This is a genomic window from Kiloniella laminariae DSM 19542 (assembly GCF_000374005.1).
Taxonomy (GTDB): Bacteria; Pseudomonadota; Alphaproteobacteria; order Kiloniellales; family Kiloniellaceae; genus Kiloniella; species Kiloniella laminariae.
The window spans coordinates 783,953-799,539 of the sequence record NZ_KB893134.1 but is presented as its reverse complement, the minus strand read 5'-3'; the positions used below and the strand labels follow the sequence as shown (position 1 = coordinate 799,539).

Genomic DNA, 15,587 nt, shown 5'->3' with positions numbered 1-15,587 from the left:
CGACAGAACTCATGACAAGACAACAGAAGAATTTCTGTCCCTGTCTCTTACTGAAATCACGAAAAAGCTGGTCACTTATCGTTAGATTTTTATGCCGATTGTTCTCGGGCCTGTCGCGCTGGGGCTTGTTATGGTGACCATCTTCGATATCGTTTTCTTATAGAAGAAAGCCACAGGCGACGCAAAAAAAATTATCCGAAAACGCCCTAAAACAGCCAATTATATCGTATACTTTTCAGTCGGTTGAAACAGTCTGCTTTTTCCGGTGCTCTCGGGAACCATGTCTCGGGTTAAAAAATAAGTGCACAAATAATTTGCCACTTAAATTTAAAAATAATCCCCAAATTACATTTAAGTGATGTTTTTACTCAGGAAAGTCCTGTTTTTTCCTTCTGATCACAGAAAAGCCACTGGAATCAATAGAGAAAAACATTGCAACGGGATTCAGAAAGGACTAAATCTTAAGGTATGACAGATTTTAACGATTCAGATGACGAACTGGTGCTGCACCTCGCAGATCTTCTTCCCGATGACGCGGGAGAAGTTGTGCTGTTCGCACGTGACGAGCCTCTGAAGATCGAATCTGATACCCCCCTCATTCATAGCGGTATCGTGGAAGACGCCCATATTACAGCTTCCGGCACAGATGTCAGTGGCTTGAGTTTCAGCCAGTTTGCCAATGGTATGACGCTGTACCACGATAATGATCACATTCTGATTATCGCACCAGACATCTAAATTTCGCTTATTTATTCGAAGCACGAGCTCTTTTTTAAAATCGAGCCGATGATTTTCTTTACCCCACTTTCCCAAAACGGCTCCATACCTTATCTTGTTCTTGATATTCAGGAGGGAAGGTAAACCTGTGCAGTTTTCAGCATTTCTTTTGGCCATAACGATCAGTTTTTCCTGTGCTCTTTCAAGCGCGACAGCAGACAGTTCTTCAGGAATTACGGCCTATCAAAAAGGCGATTTCGAAACCGCCGCCAAAGAGCTACCTCCTGCAGCCAAAGCTGGAGATGTCTCGGCTCAACGTTACATGGGACACCTGTATCGACAGGGCCTTGCCACAAAGCTTGATTATCAACAATCTGCTTACTGGTACCTTCTCGCAGCGAAACAGGGTGATCGGGAAGCTCAGAGCTACATGGGCCTCTATTATGTCGATGGCATCGGGGTAAAACAGGATTTCCAACTGGCTGCCTATTGGTTGGAACTCGCAGCCCAGGCCGGTGATCCTGCGGCGCAAAACAGCCTGGCCAGCATGTACCGCAATGCCCTCGGACAGCCTCGTGATTATGACAAGGCTGCCCGATGGTATGAAGCCGCAGCAAATCAGGGGCATCCGATCGCACAACGCAATATCGGGCGTTTCTATGAAAGAGGCCGCGGTGTTATCACCAACAACATCAAGGCTTACGCCTGGTATCGTGTCTCGGCGGATCAGGGAAATACCAAGGCTGCCGCAGACCTGCGGCATTTGCGCGCGAAATTGACAGAAGTACAGATCCAGTCTGCCGAAGAACTTGCCAAGACCCTGCCCAGGTATTAAGCAAACAGGCAGGAATCAGAAGTGGACAGCCCTCTGACAACAATGATTATTTCTTTATGAGCAAGAATTGCAACACGCCAACAGGTCAAAACCAGCGGAGGACAGCTTTTCTCGCCCTGGGCATCATCTGTTTCAAAAGCCTGTTGCCTTTATTAACAGCTGTGCTGTTCAGCCAGACCGTTGCCGCATCTCCGTCGCTGTTACAATTCTCCAACCCAGCACTCCCCACAACGGAAGCTTTTGAAAGTGAAGCTTCTATAGAAACTGCGCTTCAGTTTATCTGTACCCCTGCTGGTCTCAAACCTGTTACGGCCACAACAGCACCCGAAACAGATCATAGCGATCCCGGCTCTGTCCATAACCACTGCGATCATTGTATCACTGCCGGTTACCTTGGCCTCACGACAACTTCATTCCTGTCACCTCCCCGTTGGGACAAGCCCGAAGCCGTCGTCTGGAAAAATCACCACCAGCTCTTTTTACAGCCCGTTGCAGACTTTCTCTCGGCTCCTCGTGCCCCTCCGGTTGGCTGAATACAGCTTTTAATTATCTCAAGTCTTGATCCCTTAACGACCAGTGCAGCTTCCTGCCTGGATTAATATATGTGAGATTCCGATGAAAAAACTTCTCTCCGGCTTTTTTGCTTTGGCAATTCTGTCTCTGTCCTCCCTTGTCTCCGCCCAGGATTATCGTGCTGGTGACATTATGATCGAACACCCCTGGGCCCGCGCAACTATCGGTCAGGTAAAAAATGGTGCAGCTTTCCTCAATCTCCACAACATGGGTGCTGAGGATGACACCTTGATTTCAGCAGAAGGTGACGTCGCAAAACGCGTTGAGCTTCACACGCACATCATGACAGACGGCGTGATGAAAATGCGTCAGGTTGAAGGAGGAATCACCGTAAAGAGCAAAGAAACAGTCGAACTCAAGCCAGGCAGCTTTCATATCATGATGATGGGACTGGCTGCCCCGCTCAAGGAAGGCGATACCTTCCCTCTGACTCTTACTTTTGAAAAAGCTGGCAAGGTTGATATCGACGTAACGGTTCAAAAAGCAGGAGATATGGATAAAAAAAGCGAAGGTGACCACTCCTCCCATTAATCCCAAATTTCTTCCCGGGACAGAATTACACCCCTGTCCCGGGGCATTCTTATTAAAAACTAGAGGCTCCCTATAACCAGCTCAAAATCGAGAATCCCCAGGGATCTCCCATTGGCGAAAAGCTCAACAGAATGCTGTCCAGGATAGTATTTTCTGGTTGTGATCGGTTTGATTGCGTGACGTTTCCTGGCAATTTTTCCTGCACCACCAGCCAAAGCAAAAGACTGCCACTTGAAAACCTTCGGACTTGTTGTTCCATTGGCTTTCTGATGGTGAATGGCAAAGTCGATCATCAGATTTTGTGACTGTTTTCCTGTCGAGGTTATTGCAGCTTCGAATTCCAGCGCCTGCCCAAGAACAACCTGTGGCGTCAGGACCCGAAAACTCTCCAGACAGACCTCGGGTTCGCCAAAACCCAATGCCATCAAAGCCCCCTTATGCCCCTCCTTGACCAGACTGCGACAGGCATGGCGAACCAGTTTTTTACGGTCTTCATCCGCCCCCTTCATCCAGCGGCGTGCCAGTTCGGCAACGAGATCCGGGTGATCCTTGGCAATATCATTCAGGTTGTTGGCAACAGAACGACGGACATATTCTTCGGAATCATCCTTAAGTCCTTCCAGCAGAGGAACCAACGGCGCAGGGTCAGAGACGAAAGCTGACAATCGCATGCCCCAGGGCAAACGAGGACGCGAGCCCTCAGAGACCAGTCTGCGGACATGATAATTGGGGTCACCAATCCAGCTGGTCAGTGCTTCGAGGGTCACTTCCGGATGGGAAACCAGGAAATGTCGNATGGCAAACTCGGCACTGGACCGCTTTGTCATTTCCTTCAGGGCAGCCAGCGATATCTCGAGATGCTCCTTGCCATACCAAGCCACATAATCGCACAGTGGCATCACCATCCAGCCCGCGACACCCTTTTCACCTGATCTCTGATCCGCTAGTTCCTGTTCTGTCTCGGGATGGAGGCAGTCCAGAAGAATTGCCGTCGCCTGAAGGAAGTCTCCAGGCAGATAGCGTTTAAGTGTTCTGGTTATATGTTCTGACCGCTGCTTCAATTCCAGCACCTGCAGATTTTCCAGAACCTCTGACAGAAATCCCTCTCGATCAAAAGGCATGAAGCTTCTTTTGAGATTATCTGCAAGAAACCCAATATTCCCGGGATTAAAAAAGACATCCTTAAAGGCTTCCATCTTCTTCCTTATACTACAGATTTCATCAAACTGACGGGACTCTTCTATAACAGCCCTGCTGACAAATTATGTCAGGATCAAACCAGAAGGTCTGCCAGCCGAAAGTTTATCTGTAAAGCTGTCATCACAGGCTTGTGACCTCGTTTTTGTCTCCCCCATTTAACAAAAGAGGTATCATCTCCTGATCCATCCCCATTTTCAAAAAAGAGGAAAAAGGCATGTGCAGGAAGAAAAAACAGTTTCTGAGTGGCCTCGCCTCCTTTTCTTTGTTTCTAGTCGGACTGAGCTCACTGCCGCTTCAGGCCGCAGAAGATCAGCCGCATATTGAGCACCTGATAAAACACTGGGAAGACACCCCTCAGCAACAGGGCTTGCTCACCGTTGCGCTTGGAGAAGCCGAGATCGCACGCACACATGCAAGCTATGCTGCTGCCGATCTGCAAAACCTTGGAGGCATGCAGCTCCATGCCGGACATGTCCTCCACGCCCTTGATCCAGGCGCTCTGCCCAAAGGACCGGGCATGGGCTACGGTTTGATCAGGGCAGCAGAGGGGGTTGCCCTGCACGCACAGTTGGCCACCGAAATTGAAAGCGCCACAGATGTTATTCGGGTTTCAGGTATTATGATTTCTTCAGTTGGACGAAACACGGCTGCCCGCGCCCTAAAGGCAAAAGAGTTGGCACAGCTGGTAATCGAAGCCGGAGATGCAGAGGCCGCCGCTCCCTATGCCGCTGAATTGCAAAGCCTCACCAACGCCATCATTAGCGGCGAAGATCTTAACAGAGATGGCAAAATTGTCTGGTATCACATGGAAGGTGGACTTGCTGTCGCCAGCACCCAAATAGAAATCATTACAGCTGAACAGCACCGGTAAAACCGCTGAATAAACGAAACCGCCGGGATAATTCCCGACGGTTTCAGTTTTTTTCAGCGGTCCTTGCCTTCTCAGGCCGCTTTTTTATTCACATTCCGGATAAAGAACAGCCCAAACAACACCAGCGCTCCCAGATGGATCATCCAGCCCAATGGCCAGAGCAGTACTGCCGCAAAGATCAGGGCCATCGCCCGCTCAATCCAGCCAAGTCTCTGCTCCATATACCCCTGGAGCGCCCCGGTGAAAGCATAGAGCCCGACCAGAGAGAACCCAAAGATCATCAAAACTTCATGCCACTCTCCACCAATAAACGGGGTGTAGGCAAAGAGAAGGGGAACGATATAAAGTCCCTTGGCAATTTTCCAGGATTGCAATCCCGTTGCCATTGGCGGGGNATGAGCAATCGCCGATGCAACCGAAGCCGTCAGACACACTGGCGGCGTGACGTTACTATCCTGTGACAGCCAGAAAATAATCAGATGTGACGACAAGAGAGCATAGGTAAGCTTTTCCTTGTCGAGGGCCATATCACGCAGCGTATGCACCAGATCATCTGGCACCAAAGACAATATTTCTTTGGCAGCCTCCGTCGACATGGGTAATCCGATCTCAGCCAAACGCTCTGGTGCTGCCAACATAAAGATTGCCCGAACTTCTTCACTCAGAGTGCCGGACGCAATCGCATCAACCAGCAGACCATTGGTGATCAGAGCATAGAGCGCTGGTGCTGAAAGAGTCCCCAAGACGATATAAGCAGCTGTAACTGGTAACCCCATTCCCAGAACAAGAGACGCCAACCCGATCAGGATCATGGCAATAACAAGACTGTCCCCGGCCCAGTTTGAAATCATCAGGGAAAGAGTATTCCCGATCCCGGTTGTGGTGATGACATTCACCAACAGGCCAACAGCACACAGCAAGATCGCCGTCATCACCATATTCCGCGCGCCAAGGCTCAGGGCCTCCAGTATCTCGCGCCAGCCCATTTTATTCGAACTGAGCCAGGAAGCCGCAATAACACCGATAATCGATATGCCTGCCGCATAGGTCGGGGTAAAGCCAAACATCAGCAACCCGATCAAGAGCGCAATGGGAACAAGAAACGTCATACCCCCACGTTTGATCACGCTCAGGGCACTCTCCGTTTGCTCGTCAACAACTGCGATGTTGTTCCGTTTTGCTTCAATGCGAACAAAAAAGCCCACCGTCGCAAAATAGAGAATGGCAGGCAAAATAGAGACGGCAACAATAATACCATAAGAGATCTGGGTTGTACTGGCGATCACAAAAGCACCCGCGCCCATGATCGGCGGCATAAGCTGCCCCCCGGTTGAAGCTGCAGCTTCAACACCTGCCGCGAATTTTGCCGGAAAACCAGCCTTTTTCATCAAGGGTATGGTAATGACACCTGTCGAGGCCGTATTGGCCACTGCAGAGCCGGAAATTGTTCCCATCAACCCTGATGCCAGAACAGCTACAAGCCCAGGCCCACCAACGGTCCGCCCAGCCACCACACGGGCAAGATCAATAATAAACTCTCCAGCACCAGAGCGCACCAGAAAGGCGCCAAAAAGAATAAACATGAAAACAAAGGAAGAAGAAATCAGAGCAATACCGCCAAAAAGTCCGTCATCTCCGTATATACTGCGGAACAGTACCGTTTCCGTCGTCAGGCCTCTGAACTTGAAAACGCCATCGATGAGCCCCCCCCACCAGCAGACATAACTAAGAGCAAGAACAATAAGAAAGGGAATGATCCAGCCAGTCGTCCGGCGGGTAAACTCGATTGCAATCAGGATCAGCAATATCCCAGCAACCCACTCTTCGGTTTCCAGCCGCACCCCGCGCTCATAGATTATGTCCTCCATCGCGATCATATAGAGCGCAGAAAAGGCCCCGACCACTCCCAGAAGGACGTCAAAAACCAGGCTCACCCTACCATTCGCGGTTGACGACGCGGGATAAATCAGGGCCGCCATCAGGATAAAGCCGCTAAAGTGTAACGCGTTTTGCCAAAGACTGGGGAGAAGCGTAAAGATGTTAAAATAAATGTGTCCAAGAGAGATCAGAACCCCAAGGACAAAAAGTACCTGTCTGGTCCATTTCCCGTTCCCCCGAATGGCGATTGTCTGTTCGCCAAGCTCGGTTTCCGGCTCTTCGTTTTCAGATTTTATGGCGTCTTGTGACATGGCAGCCCCGAATGCAAGCAACAGTTATGCAACAGGCGTCCGATTTCTCGAACGCCTGTAACCTATTGAAGTAAGGATATTTTAATTACTGAGCGATAAGACGCGCAGGAATTTCAATACCGGCTTCCTTGAAATAACGTGCAGCACCCGGATGCAGCGGTACTGGCAGACCAGCAAGAGCGGTCTCCAGGCTCATCCCCTCGGTCGCTTTATGGATTGCATTCAGGAAAGGCAGGTTTTCGTAGATCGTTTTGGTGATCTCGTAGACAGCCTCTTCATCCACATCATCCCGCACCGCCAGAAAGTTTGGCTGGGCAATGGTCGTGACATCTTTTTCCTGACCAGGATAGGTTCCTGCTGCAATAGTATAGGGTGTCCAGAGTTCCAGACCGCCATCTGCCTTCGCAGCTTGCTCAGGAGTAAATCCCAAGAGAGTAACCTTGTCCCCCATGGCCGCCATTACCTTTGTAATAGCTCCAGCTGGAACCCCTGCTGGTGTGCCCATTCCGGCGATTTGACCGTTCTGCAGAGCATCAGCACTTGGGCCGTAGCCAACATAGACAAGGTTGTAGTCAGTCTCGATATTCAGGCCCAGATTTTCGAGCAAAACCTGGTTTGAACCGATTGTTCCTGAATTTTTTGTGCCGAGAGACATGCTCTGCCCCTTCATGGCGACGAGATCATCAATCGTACCTGTTTTGGCATGCTCGGAAAGAACAGTGAACTGCTCAACGTTCTGCCACAGCATGGTTACTGAACGCATTTTTGTCTGAGGGCCGTCCTGCTCAACCGGTCCTTTGCCTTTCCAGGCATAATACCCGTAAAGGCCTTGCAAGATACCGAACTGCACCTCGTTTTCCCGGAGCAACTTCACGTTCTCGCCGGAACCTGCAGAGCTGATTGCTGACAGTCCGATTTTCTGTGTCGGCTGTAGTTTAACCTTGACCAATGTGGAAATCGCCACACCGACAGGGTAATAGGTTCCACCCGTGCTGGCTGTCGCCATTAAATAATCACGCTCTTCCTGGGCATTCGCCCCTGCAGAAAAAGCGCCACAGATTGCAGCAACGGCCACAGCTGATTTAAGTGTCTTTAACATATTCATTTAAAGCCTCCCTTGGCATTATTTTTTTAACCGCAATGACGACTGGATCCAACCGAACAGAATCGAATACAAAGTCCGCCATCCGCCCTGAACGTTCCGTTGAAAATCTTTAGTTAGTCTACAAGCTGAAAACAGACATACAAACAGAAAGTCCAGTCGCTTCACCAGGAACCATTGCAAGGCTTGCGCCAACTCATTCCATCATTAACCATCTGAAATATAATACATATATATCTCTTTACATATTGACGTGGCAAAGTTCCGCCGAGAGACAATGATACAGCAGGCAAAAAACCGCCTATTCTACTCGGAAATAACCTATCCATCCGATCACAGACAGAAAATATCGTTCGAACAATCAGGCTGAATAAGCAAAGGGCTGTTCAACAAAGTTGACCAGGGGAAATTCCACGACAAAACAGGCCCCGCTGTCTTTTATGTTCTCTGCTCGAATATCCCCACCAAGATCTTGAACAATCCCATAGCTGATGGATAAACCCAGCCCCATTCCTTCCCCAACATCCTTGGTGGTAAAGAAAGGATCAAAAAGCTGGTCCATATTGGCCACATCAATCCCGGGACCACTGTCCTCAATCCGAACTAGGGCAAATTTTTCATCCCCGGCCAAAATAACCTTGATCTGCTTTTCAGATGAAAAGCGCAAAGCATCTGCAGCATTACGCAACAGGTTCACAAACACCTGTTCAAGGCGAACCACGTCCCCTTTTACGCGCGTAATTGGCCCTGTATCCTCAAAATAGATCACAACACCATCCTGCTCGCACACAGCTTGCATAAGCTGGATAGCCTTGCTCAAGGCAACGCGCAGATCCACTTCCTGAAGTTCAACCGGAGCCTTACGGGCAAAGGTTTTCAGCTCGCCGGTTATCTTTGACATTCGTTCGGTCAGCGACGAAATTTCAGCCAGAGATTCTCCCAGCTGTTCGCGCTTACCCTTGCCCAGCAATACTCGGGCGCTTGCTGTGAAGGTCCTTATGGCGGCCATGGGCTGATTGATCTCATGTGCTATCGCCGCAGACATTTGCCCCAAGGCGGCCAGTTTACCCGTCTGGACCAAATCACTCTGTATCTTCAACAACCGGGTTTCCGTGCGCTTTCTTTCTTCAACTTCGACCCGCAGCATTTCGTTAATCGCCTCAATTCTGTCAGCTTCACGTGCACGTTGGGCTGAAAAGAGCTTTTGTCGGCGCTCCCGAATAAAAAGCCCTCCGGTCAGGAAGAGAAAAAGCAGCACGCTTCCAATCAGAAAGACTGTGTGCTGACGTTCGGTAATATAGCTGAAAGGAGCCAGATAAAGGATTTCCCAGCCCGGCTTGCCTCCGGGACCTTTCTGTACAAGAAAGCGCTGCCCGTCGATCTCGAACACCTCTTCACCGAACACCTTAAGTCTTTTCAGGCCAAGCGGGGCCAGATCTGCCCCGGCAAACTGCCGCTCAGACCTGATCCGCTGCATTGCATCATGATCAATCGGTGAAAGCGACCGATACCGCCATTCATCCCGGCTGGACAGAAAGATAACCCCGTTCTGATCCGTTACAATGACATGCTCTCCCCCGTCGTGCCATTGCTGTTGGAGGGGCCGTAAATCTACCTTGACCACGATCACGCCCCGAACACCCTTGTCGTCATCCGGAACAGCGTGGGACATAAAAAATCCGGGTACACCTGTTGTTGCTCCGACGGCAAAAAAACCGGACTCTCTCCCTTCTATCGCATCCTTGTAGTAGGGACGAAAAGCATAGTTGTGCCCGACAAAACTCCGATCTTCCAGCCAGTTGGAGGCGGCCAGGGTCGTGCCCTGACTATTAAGAACATAGAGCACATCGGACTCAGCTTTCTGGTTGGTCGCACTCAGGGAACGACTGACTGAAACCGCCAGTCCAGCCCGCCCATCCCCGGCTGTCAAAAGTTCCTGGATATCGTCATCTCTTGAAAGAACAAAAGGCAGATAACGGTGTTTCTCCAAAGCGCTATGCAACGTACCATGGTAAAGTTTTAGCCGGTCGACAGCCACTTCCGAAAGTTCTCTGGCCGAGGTCTGTCCCACCCATTGAACCATACTGATAACCAGAACAGCTCCAACCGCGAGAGCCCCCAGCCAGGGGGCAAGCATTTTCAGAGAGATATGTCTGTTAGGCAGAAACATAAAAGCTCCAGAAATGCGCCGCCAGGCTATTTCTTGTGAATAATCTGGTCCAGCGCGGAAAGAAAACGGGAACGGTCCTGTTTGGTGAAAGCCGGAGAATAGCTCTTGATTTCTCCGCTCTCGCGTAAATTGGTCATGAGATCACGAACAGCAAGCGTCATCCCCATGCTTTCTTCTGTAAAAATTTTCCCCTTGGGATCAAGGACTTTCGCCCCCTGCTTCACACAACGCGATGCGAGAGGGATATCCGCCGTAACAGCAATATCCCCCGCCTTGATATTATCAGCGATCCAGTCGTCAGCAACATCCAGCCCCTCAGGCACCACCACAGAGTTTACCAGCGGGTGGCGCCCGTAACGTAACCAGCTGTTGCTCACCAGATGGATCTGCAGACCATGCCGTTCGGCAACACGGATAACTTCATCCTTCACCGGACAGGCATCACCATCCACATAAATTTCCATCCGCACATAGCTCCTCTGCCCTAAAACCGGGTTGATCACCCGGAAATCAGGTTACTTCTTACCAAAGCCCAGTTCATGTTTCCACCAGTTCGGCAAGGCAAAGGCTCCTTTGTGAACGGCAGAGTTATAATGTTTTCCATCATGTTCCCGATAAGGCTCACCATAGCTGTGGCCATCCTTGGTATAGAGAAAGAAACCAAATTCAGCCCCCGGATACATCGGAACAATCGAGCGGTAAACGTTGATGTGAGGAAAGAAACGACCACTGCGCATGATCTCGAGCAGGCTTTGCTCTTCATCGCTTGAGACTTCCTGCAGGAAACTGATCCGGTCCTTGCCGATAAACACACTGTCAGAATCAACACAGACACCATCGTCCTTTAGTACAGCAACAAGCTTGTCGAGGAACAGCTCGGTAAAAAGACTGGCCGAGGGGCCTACCGGCTCGGTGATATCCATAAAAATAAGATCGAACTGTTCACCCCGTTCCAGTGCTGCATCCACATAGAGCGCCGCATCCTGGCAGACCAGTTCAACACGGGGATCGTCATAGTCCCCGTTAACCCCAAGATATTCGTTGCTCAACTCAATGACCCGGCGGTCAATTTCGGCCATCACGATTTTTTCGACAGACTGGTGCACCAGCAGTTCCCGCAACAGGCCGCCATCTCCACCACCAATGATCAGTGCACTGAGTTTGTCTTTCTTCCGTCCCAGTACCGGAACATGCACCGCCATCTCGTGATAGATAAACTCGTCAGCTTGCGAAGCCTGGATCAGATCATCCAGAACCAGCACCCGGCCGAATTTTTTATGATCATAGATGTCGATTTTCTGAAAAGGGCTCTGCTCGCTGTGGAGAAGCTCCATCTTCAGGGCATGGGTGAAATCCATTTCGCCGGCCTCTTCATGCCACCAGCTGCCATAATCGTTTTTACCTTGCCCCATTACAAATCCCTCACATTCCACGGACCGATTGCCTTAACCGGTACTCTGCATCCAATCGGCACCAGAAACATGCCGCGTCTACTATAGCCTTGCTGCTACACACTGTCTCGTTACGATTGCTCGCTTCGAAAACCCTGAAAAATTTCTCTAATAAATCTGCATCTGTCGTCGGCTGCCACCCCCACAAATCGGCCCCAAATAATAAATACAAATGGCCCTTATGCTCAGAACCAATTCATGTTTCATGTAGCGAACCATGCTCATAAAGGTTTTCATTGATGTCTACAATCATTCCCAAAGATTCCTCTGCCCCCTCCTCCCGCCTGAATGTTCATGGACAAGCTATCGGTGATGCACTGGACACCTGGATTCCCTGTCCCCCTCCTCCGCAGACCTCAATGGAAGGCGCCTATTGCCGTCTGGAAATACTTTCAGCCGACAAGCATGGCGAGGATCTGTTTCAGGCAAATGCTCTGGACCCGTCGGGAAAGAACTGGAGTTACCTCGCCTATGGCCCTTTTGCTACTCTCGCAAGCTATCTGGACTGGATCAAAGCAACAGCTTCAGGCAATGACCCGTTGTTCCATGCGATAATTGACCAGAACAGCGGGAAAGCTTTGGGTGTTGCCAGCTATTTGCGCATCACCCCTTCTGTTGGCAGCCTTGAAGTCGGGCACATCAATTTCTCTCCCGCTCTACAACGTCATCGACTGGCAACAGAAGCCATGTATCTGATGATGAAACGGGTTTTTTCTGAACTGGGCTATCGCCGTTACGAGTGGAAATGTGACGCTTTGAATGCAGGATCAATGGCTGCAGCAAAACGCTTGGGTTTCACATTTGAAGGGATTTTCCGGCAGGCCACAGTCTATAAAGGGCGCAACAGGGATACCGCCTGGTTCTCCATGCTCGACAAGGAATGGCCTGCGCTGGATCAGGCCTTTCAGCAATGGCTTGCAGCTGACAATTTTGACACTGATGCAAAACAGAAAATCAGCCTTTCAGCTTTAACAGAAAAAGCCCTGGACGAACTTAAAGTGTAAGTTTTTTGCTGCTATTCAAACCAGCTTGATGTTCTTTCCAGATCTTTCTTGTTCAGCGCCTCCAGGGGAACGGTGGCATCCTCGGCAGGGTGCCCCGTGACAATGATCATTACCGGCTTTTCATGCTTTGGGCGCCCCAGAAGCTCCCGGAGAAACCCCATCGGGCTTGGCGTGTGTGTCAGGGTAGCAAGGCCCGCATTATGCAGGGCTGTGATAAGGAAGCCACAGGCCAGGCCCACAGATTCCTGAATATAATAATGTTTGATCTTGTCACCGGTCTCGGGATCCAGGTCGTAGTTCTGTTGAAATACAACGATCAGATAGGGCGCGATTTCAAGAAAAGGTTTGTGAGGATCAGTACCCAGCGGCTCCAGATCTTTCAGCCATTGTTCACTGGCCTTGCCGCTATAGAACTCTCGTTCCTCTATCTCTGCGGCTTCTCTAATCTTGCGCTTCATCTCAGGATTGCTAACTACAGCAAAATGCCAGGGCTGTTTGTTCGCCCCAGACGGCGCAAGTCCGGCAGTCGCAACCGCCGTTTCAATGACAGCCCGATCAACTGGTTTGGAACAGAAGTCCCGAATCGTACGCCGCCCATCCATCAATTCTTTGAAGGCCTCGGCCCGCCTTTGCATTTCTGTGGGGGAATACTCCGGTAGTCCGGCAAAAGGAACAAATTTGAAGAGAGCCGACATTTGAGTGGTTACTCCTGTTTAGGGGAAGCCCGGTCAACAGGAGATTCCTGAAAACTCGGTCAGGTCATCGGAATAGTACAAAAGCTGGCCAGTCTAATTAACGAGACATGTCGAGCCACTACAAAAAAGAGCACGGGGAAAGGTCTTTACCCTCTAACAGAGTACATCCGCGAAACTATTGACGAAAGGGGGAAGTTATCTGGTCCAAACAGAAAAAGACCCCCGAAGGAGTCTTTTTCGTTGGCTGGGGCGGCAGGATTCGAACCTGCGCATGTCGCTACCAAAAAGCGATGCCTTACCGCTTGGCCACGCCCCATCAGACGTGAAAGGGAAGATACTCAGCCAACCGAGGAAGTCAATGGATTTATATCAATTTCAAGCGAATCGTTCTCTGTTATATTTTGATGGGATTTAACAGATCTTTACCTCTTTTAAACCAGAATGCTTTACCCATTGCCCTCATAACGATTATCCTTAAGTACAACAGGTCAACGTACATTCTGGATTATCGACATTAACTCTGCCAATCATGGCCCTTCAAAGAAAGATATCCAACTTTCACTGGGTCTTACCAAAGCCAACAGGGAACTGGAATTGATGAGCGACGATAAGCTTAAGTCAACGGACGAAAAGCCAACAAGCCGCAAATCGCGCCAGCCGGCAAAGCGCAAAACAACGGGAACCACGAAAGCCGGCTCCGCAACCAAAAAGGTTGCTGCAACAAAGGTATCAAAAGAGACCCCGGAGAAAACCCCAGAGACAACCCTGGAGAAAAAAGCGACTGCGTCATCTAAGGAGAAAGCTGTTTCCTCGGTGAAATCAGCAGATAAAGACGTGACAGCTTCGCCCGTCAAAACCGAAGAAAAGAAGAACGACCTGAAGGCAGATAGCGCAGACAAAAAACAGATTCCGACTGCCCAGGGCTCAAGTAAAATCAGAACTTTNACCAAGATGGCCGCTTTTGCTGCGATTTTGTTTTTTGCGGTGCTCTTTGTCTATCTCTACGCTCAGGATGTCCAGGTCGCCAAGGAAAAGGCTCCAGCCCGGCCACTTGCCGCCACAGAGTCTCCAAACCTCAATGCCAGTTCACCTTATGGAATGCGGGTAGAGCAGCTAAAGGAGATAGAAGAGCTTCTTGCTGTAATGGATATCAATACAGGGGCGATTGACGGAAAGATTGATCACGAAACGGTCGGGGCAATCAGTCAGTTTCAGGAGATGTCCGGCTTAACTGTCGATGGACAGCCCAGCCCAGCCCTGCTTGAAGAGCTCAAGGCAGTTAATACTCTTCTTAACTCGCAATAATCAGCCCCTGATCTTATCGTAAAAAAGTAGGAACAACCCACCAGCCGGGTCTCTCTGCAGATAAAGTTTCTGCTGAACTTTCTGCGGCTTTTGCCGTGGGGAAAAGCCCATAACAAGTCGCCCCACTGCCTGACATGGCCGCAAAAGAGCACTCCCGGCTGCCGCGCAATCCACTAAGCACTTCACTCACAATGCCTGCTTGAGAGATCGCCGGAGCCTGCAAATCATTCGGGGTACTTTCGAGATAGCAGGTAAGATCTGTCAAAGAGACCATCACAGCAGGTTTCTCTGACACCGGGCTGAAAGTGCCTTTGAGGGCCTTAAAAATCTCTGGTGTGGATACCGGGACAGCCGGATTGATCAGTACAGCATAAAGTTTCGGCAACTCGGGTCCTGGTGCGATAACCTCCCCGATACCTTCCATCCAGCTGCCACTGCTGGTCAGGCACACCGGTACGTCAGCCCCCAGATCAAGAGCCAGTGACATCAGCTCATTTTCAGGAATTTCGGCCTTCCACAATCGCTGCAACCCTCGTAATGCCGCAGCTGCATCAGCCGATCCCCCCCCGATACCTGAAGCGACAGGAAGATTTTTCTCAAGCTGAATAGCAGCACCCGGAAGTGCCTTCCCTCGGAAGGCACTGCCAAGCTGTTCTTGCAGCTTGCGAGCAGCAGCAAGAACCAAATTATCAGAATCAGCCGTCAGATGGGATGCAAAAGGTCCGGAGATATCTAGGCTCAGGTCGTCCGCCGGGGAAAAGCGCAGGCAATCCCCAACCCCGGCAAAGACCACAAGACTCTGCAACAGATGATATCCATCAGGGCGCTTGCCTGTTACCTGGAGCGTAAGATTGATCTTCGCTGCCGCAAACTCGGTAATCTGTTCCATACAGCAGTTCTCTATCGCTCGACCTGACCGCGATCACTACAGACCAGCTTCATCT

General features: G+C 50.3%; 14 protein-coding genes and 1 tRNA gene. 7 read left to right on the top strand and 8 right to left on the bottom strand.

The window, feature by feature from the left end:
* Positions 1 to 468 precede the first annotated feature (468 nt).
* From B152_RS0103885 to B152_RS0103855, 5 genes are all read left to right on the top strand, one after another.
* Positions 469 to 738 carry a hypothetical protein gene (locus B152_RS0103885; RefSeq protein ID WP_020591074.1) on the top strand — a complete coding sequence of 90 codons (270 nt, stop codon included), beginning with the start codon at positions 469 to 471 and terminating at the stop codon, positions 736 to 738.
* A gap of 127 nt (positions 739 to 865) precedes the next feature.
* The gene (locus B152_RS22385; RefSeq protein ID WP_020591073.1) at positions 866 to 1,552 is read left to right on the top strand and encodes a tetratricopeptide repeat protein; all 687 of its coding nucleotides are present in this window, start codon (positions 866 to 868) and stop codon (positions 1,550 to 1,552) included.
* 56 nt (positions 1,553 to 1,608) lie between these two features.
* Entirely contained in the window at positions 1,609 to 2,085 is a 477-nt protein-coding gene (locus B152_RS0103875; protein WP_020591072.1) for a hypothetical protein, read from the top strand.
* 82 nt (positions 2,086 to 2,167) lie between these two features.
* Positions 2,168 to 2,656, top strand: a complete 489-nt coding sequence (locus tag B152_RS0103870; protein WP_020591071.1) for a copper chaperone PCu(A)C — start codon at positions 2,168 to 2,170, stop codon at positions 2,654 to 2,656.
* A gap of 1,414 nt (positions 2,657 to 4,070) precedes the next feature.
* Positions 4,071 to 4,727 (top strand): hypothetical protein, encoded by a 657-nt coding sequence (locus tag B152_RS0103855; RefSeq protein ID WP_020591068.1) that lies wholly within the window; start codon positions 4,071 to 4,073, stop codon positions 4,725 to 4,727.
* A gap of 71 nt (positions 4,728 to 4,798) precedes the next feature.
* Here the strand turns inward: B152_RS0103855 and B152_RS0103850 are convergent, their stop codons facing one another.
* The 5 genes from B152_RS0103850 to B152_RS0103830 form a co-directional block, all read right to left on the bottom strand.
* Complete coding sequence (locus tag B152_RS0103850) at positions 4,799 to 6,916, bottom strand: TRAP transporter permease (RefSeq protein WP_026261262.1); 2,118 nt, start codon at positions 6,914 to 6,916, stop codon at positions 4,799 to 4,801.
* A gap of 85 nt (positions 6,917 to 7,001) precedes the next feature.
* Positions 7,002 to 8,021 (bottom strand): TAXI family TRAP transporter solute-binding subunit, encoded by a 1,020-nt coding sequence (locus B152_RS0103845; RefSeq protein ID WP_020591066.1) that lies wholly within the window; start codon positions 8,019 to 8,021, stop codon positions 7,002 to 7,004.
* 358 nt (positions 8,022 to 8,379) lie between these two features.
* The gene (locus tag B152_RS0103840; RefSeq protein ID WP_020591065.1) at positions 8,380 to 10,188 is read right to left on the bottom strand and encodes a sensor histidine kinase; all 1,809 of its coding nucleotides are present in this window, start codon (positions 10,186 to 10,188) and stop codon (positions 8,380 to 8,382) included.
* A 26-nt stretch (positions 10,189 to 10,214) separates the two neighbouring features.
* On the bottom strand, positions 10,215 to 10,652 hold the full coding sequence (locus B152_RS0103835; RefSeq protein ID WP_020591064.1) for a YaiI/YqxD family protein: 438 nt from the start codon (positions 10,650 to 10,652) through the stop codon (positions 10,215 to 10,217).
* Between the two features lie 51 nt (positions 10,653 to 10,703).
* Entirely contained in the window at positions 10,704 to 11,600 is an 897-nt protein-coding gene (locus B152_RS0103830) for a spermine/spermidine synthase domain-containing protein (RefSeq protein ID WP_020591063.1), read from the bottom strand.
* A gap of 278 nt (positions 11,601 to 11,878) precedes the next feature.
* On the opposite strand from B152_RS0103830, the gene B152_RS0103825 reads away from it, so the two are divergent.
* The gene (locus B152_RS0103825) at positions 11,879 to 12,643 is read left to right on the top strand and encodes a GNAT family N-acetyltransferase (RefSeq protein ID WP_020591062.1); all 765 of its coding nucleotides are present in this window, start codon (positions 11,879 to 11,881) and stop codon (positions 12,641 to 12,643) included.
* 11 nt (positions 12,644 to 12,654) lie between these two features.
* On the opposite strand, the gene B152_RS0103820 is transcribed toward B152_RS0103825, so the two are convergent.
* Both B152_RS0103820 and B152_RS0103815 read right to left on the bottom strand, forming a co-directional pair.
* Positions 12,655 to 13,338, bottom strand: a complete 684-nt coding sequence (locus B152_RS0103820) for a nitroreductase family protein (protein ID WP_020591061.1) — start codon at positions 13,336 to 13,338, stop codon at positions 12,655 to 12,657.
* A gap of 241 nt (positions 13,339 to 13,579) precedes the next feature.
* A tRNA-Gln gene (locus tag B152_RS0103815) sits at positions 13,580 to 13,654 on the bottom strand.
* Between the two features lie 281 nt (positions 13,655 to 13,935).
* Here B152_RS0103815 and B152_RS0103810 point away from each other — a divergent pair.
* Positions 13,936 to 14,643, top strand: a complete 708-nt coding sequence (locus B152_RS0103810) for a peptidoglycan-binding domain-containing protein (protein ID WP_020591060.1) — start codon at positions 13,936 to 13,938, stop codon at positions 14,641 to 14,643.
* 13 nt (positions 14,644 to 14,656) lie between these two features.
* Here the strand turns inward: B152_RS0103810 and B152_RS0103805 are convergent, their stop codons facing one another.
* Positions 14,657 to 15,532: a 4-(cytidine 5'-diphospho)-2-C-methyl-D-erythritol kinase gene (locus B152_RS0103805; protein ID WP_020591059.1), complete on the bottom strand. Its 876-nt coding sequence runs from the start codon at positions 15,530 to 15,532 to the stop codon at positions 14,657 to 14,659.
* Positions 15,533 to 15,587: the final 55 nt, after the last annotated feature.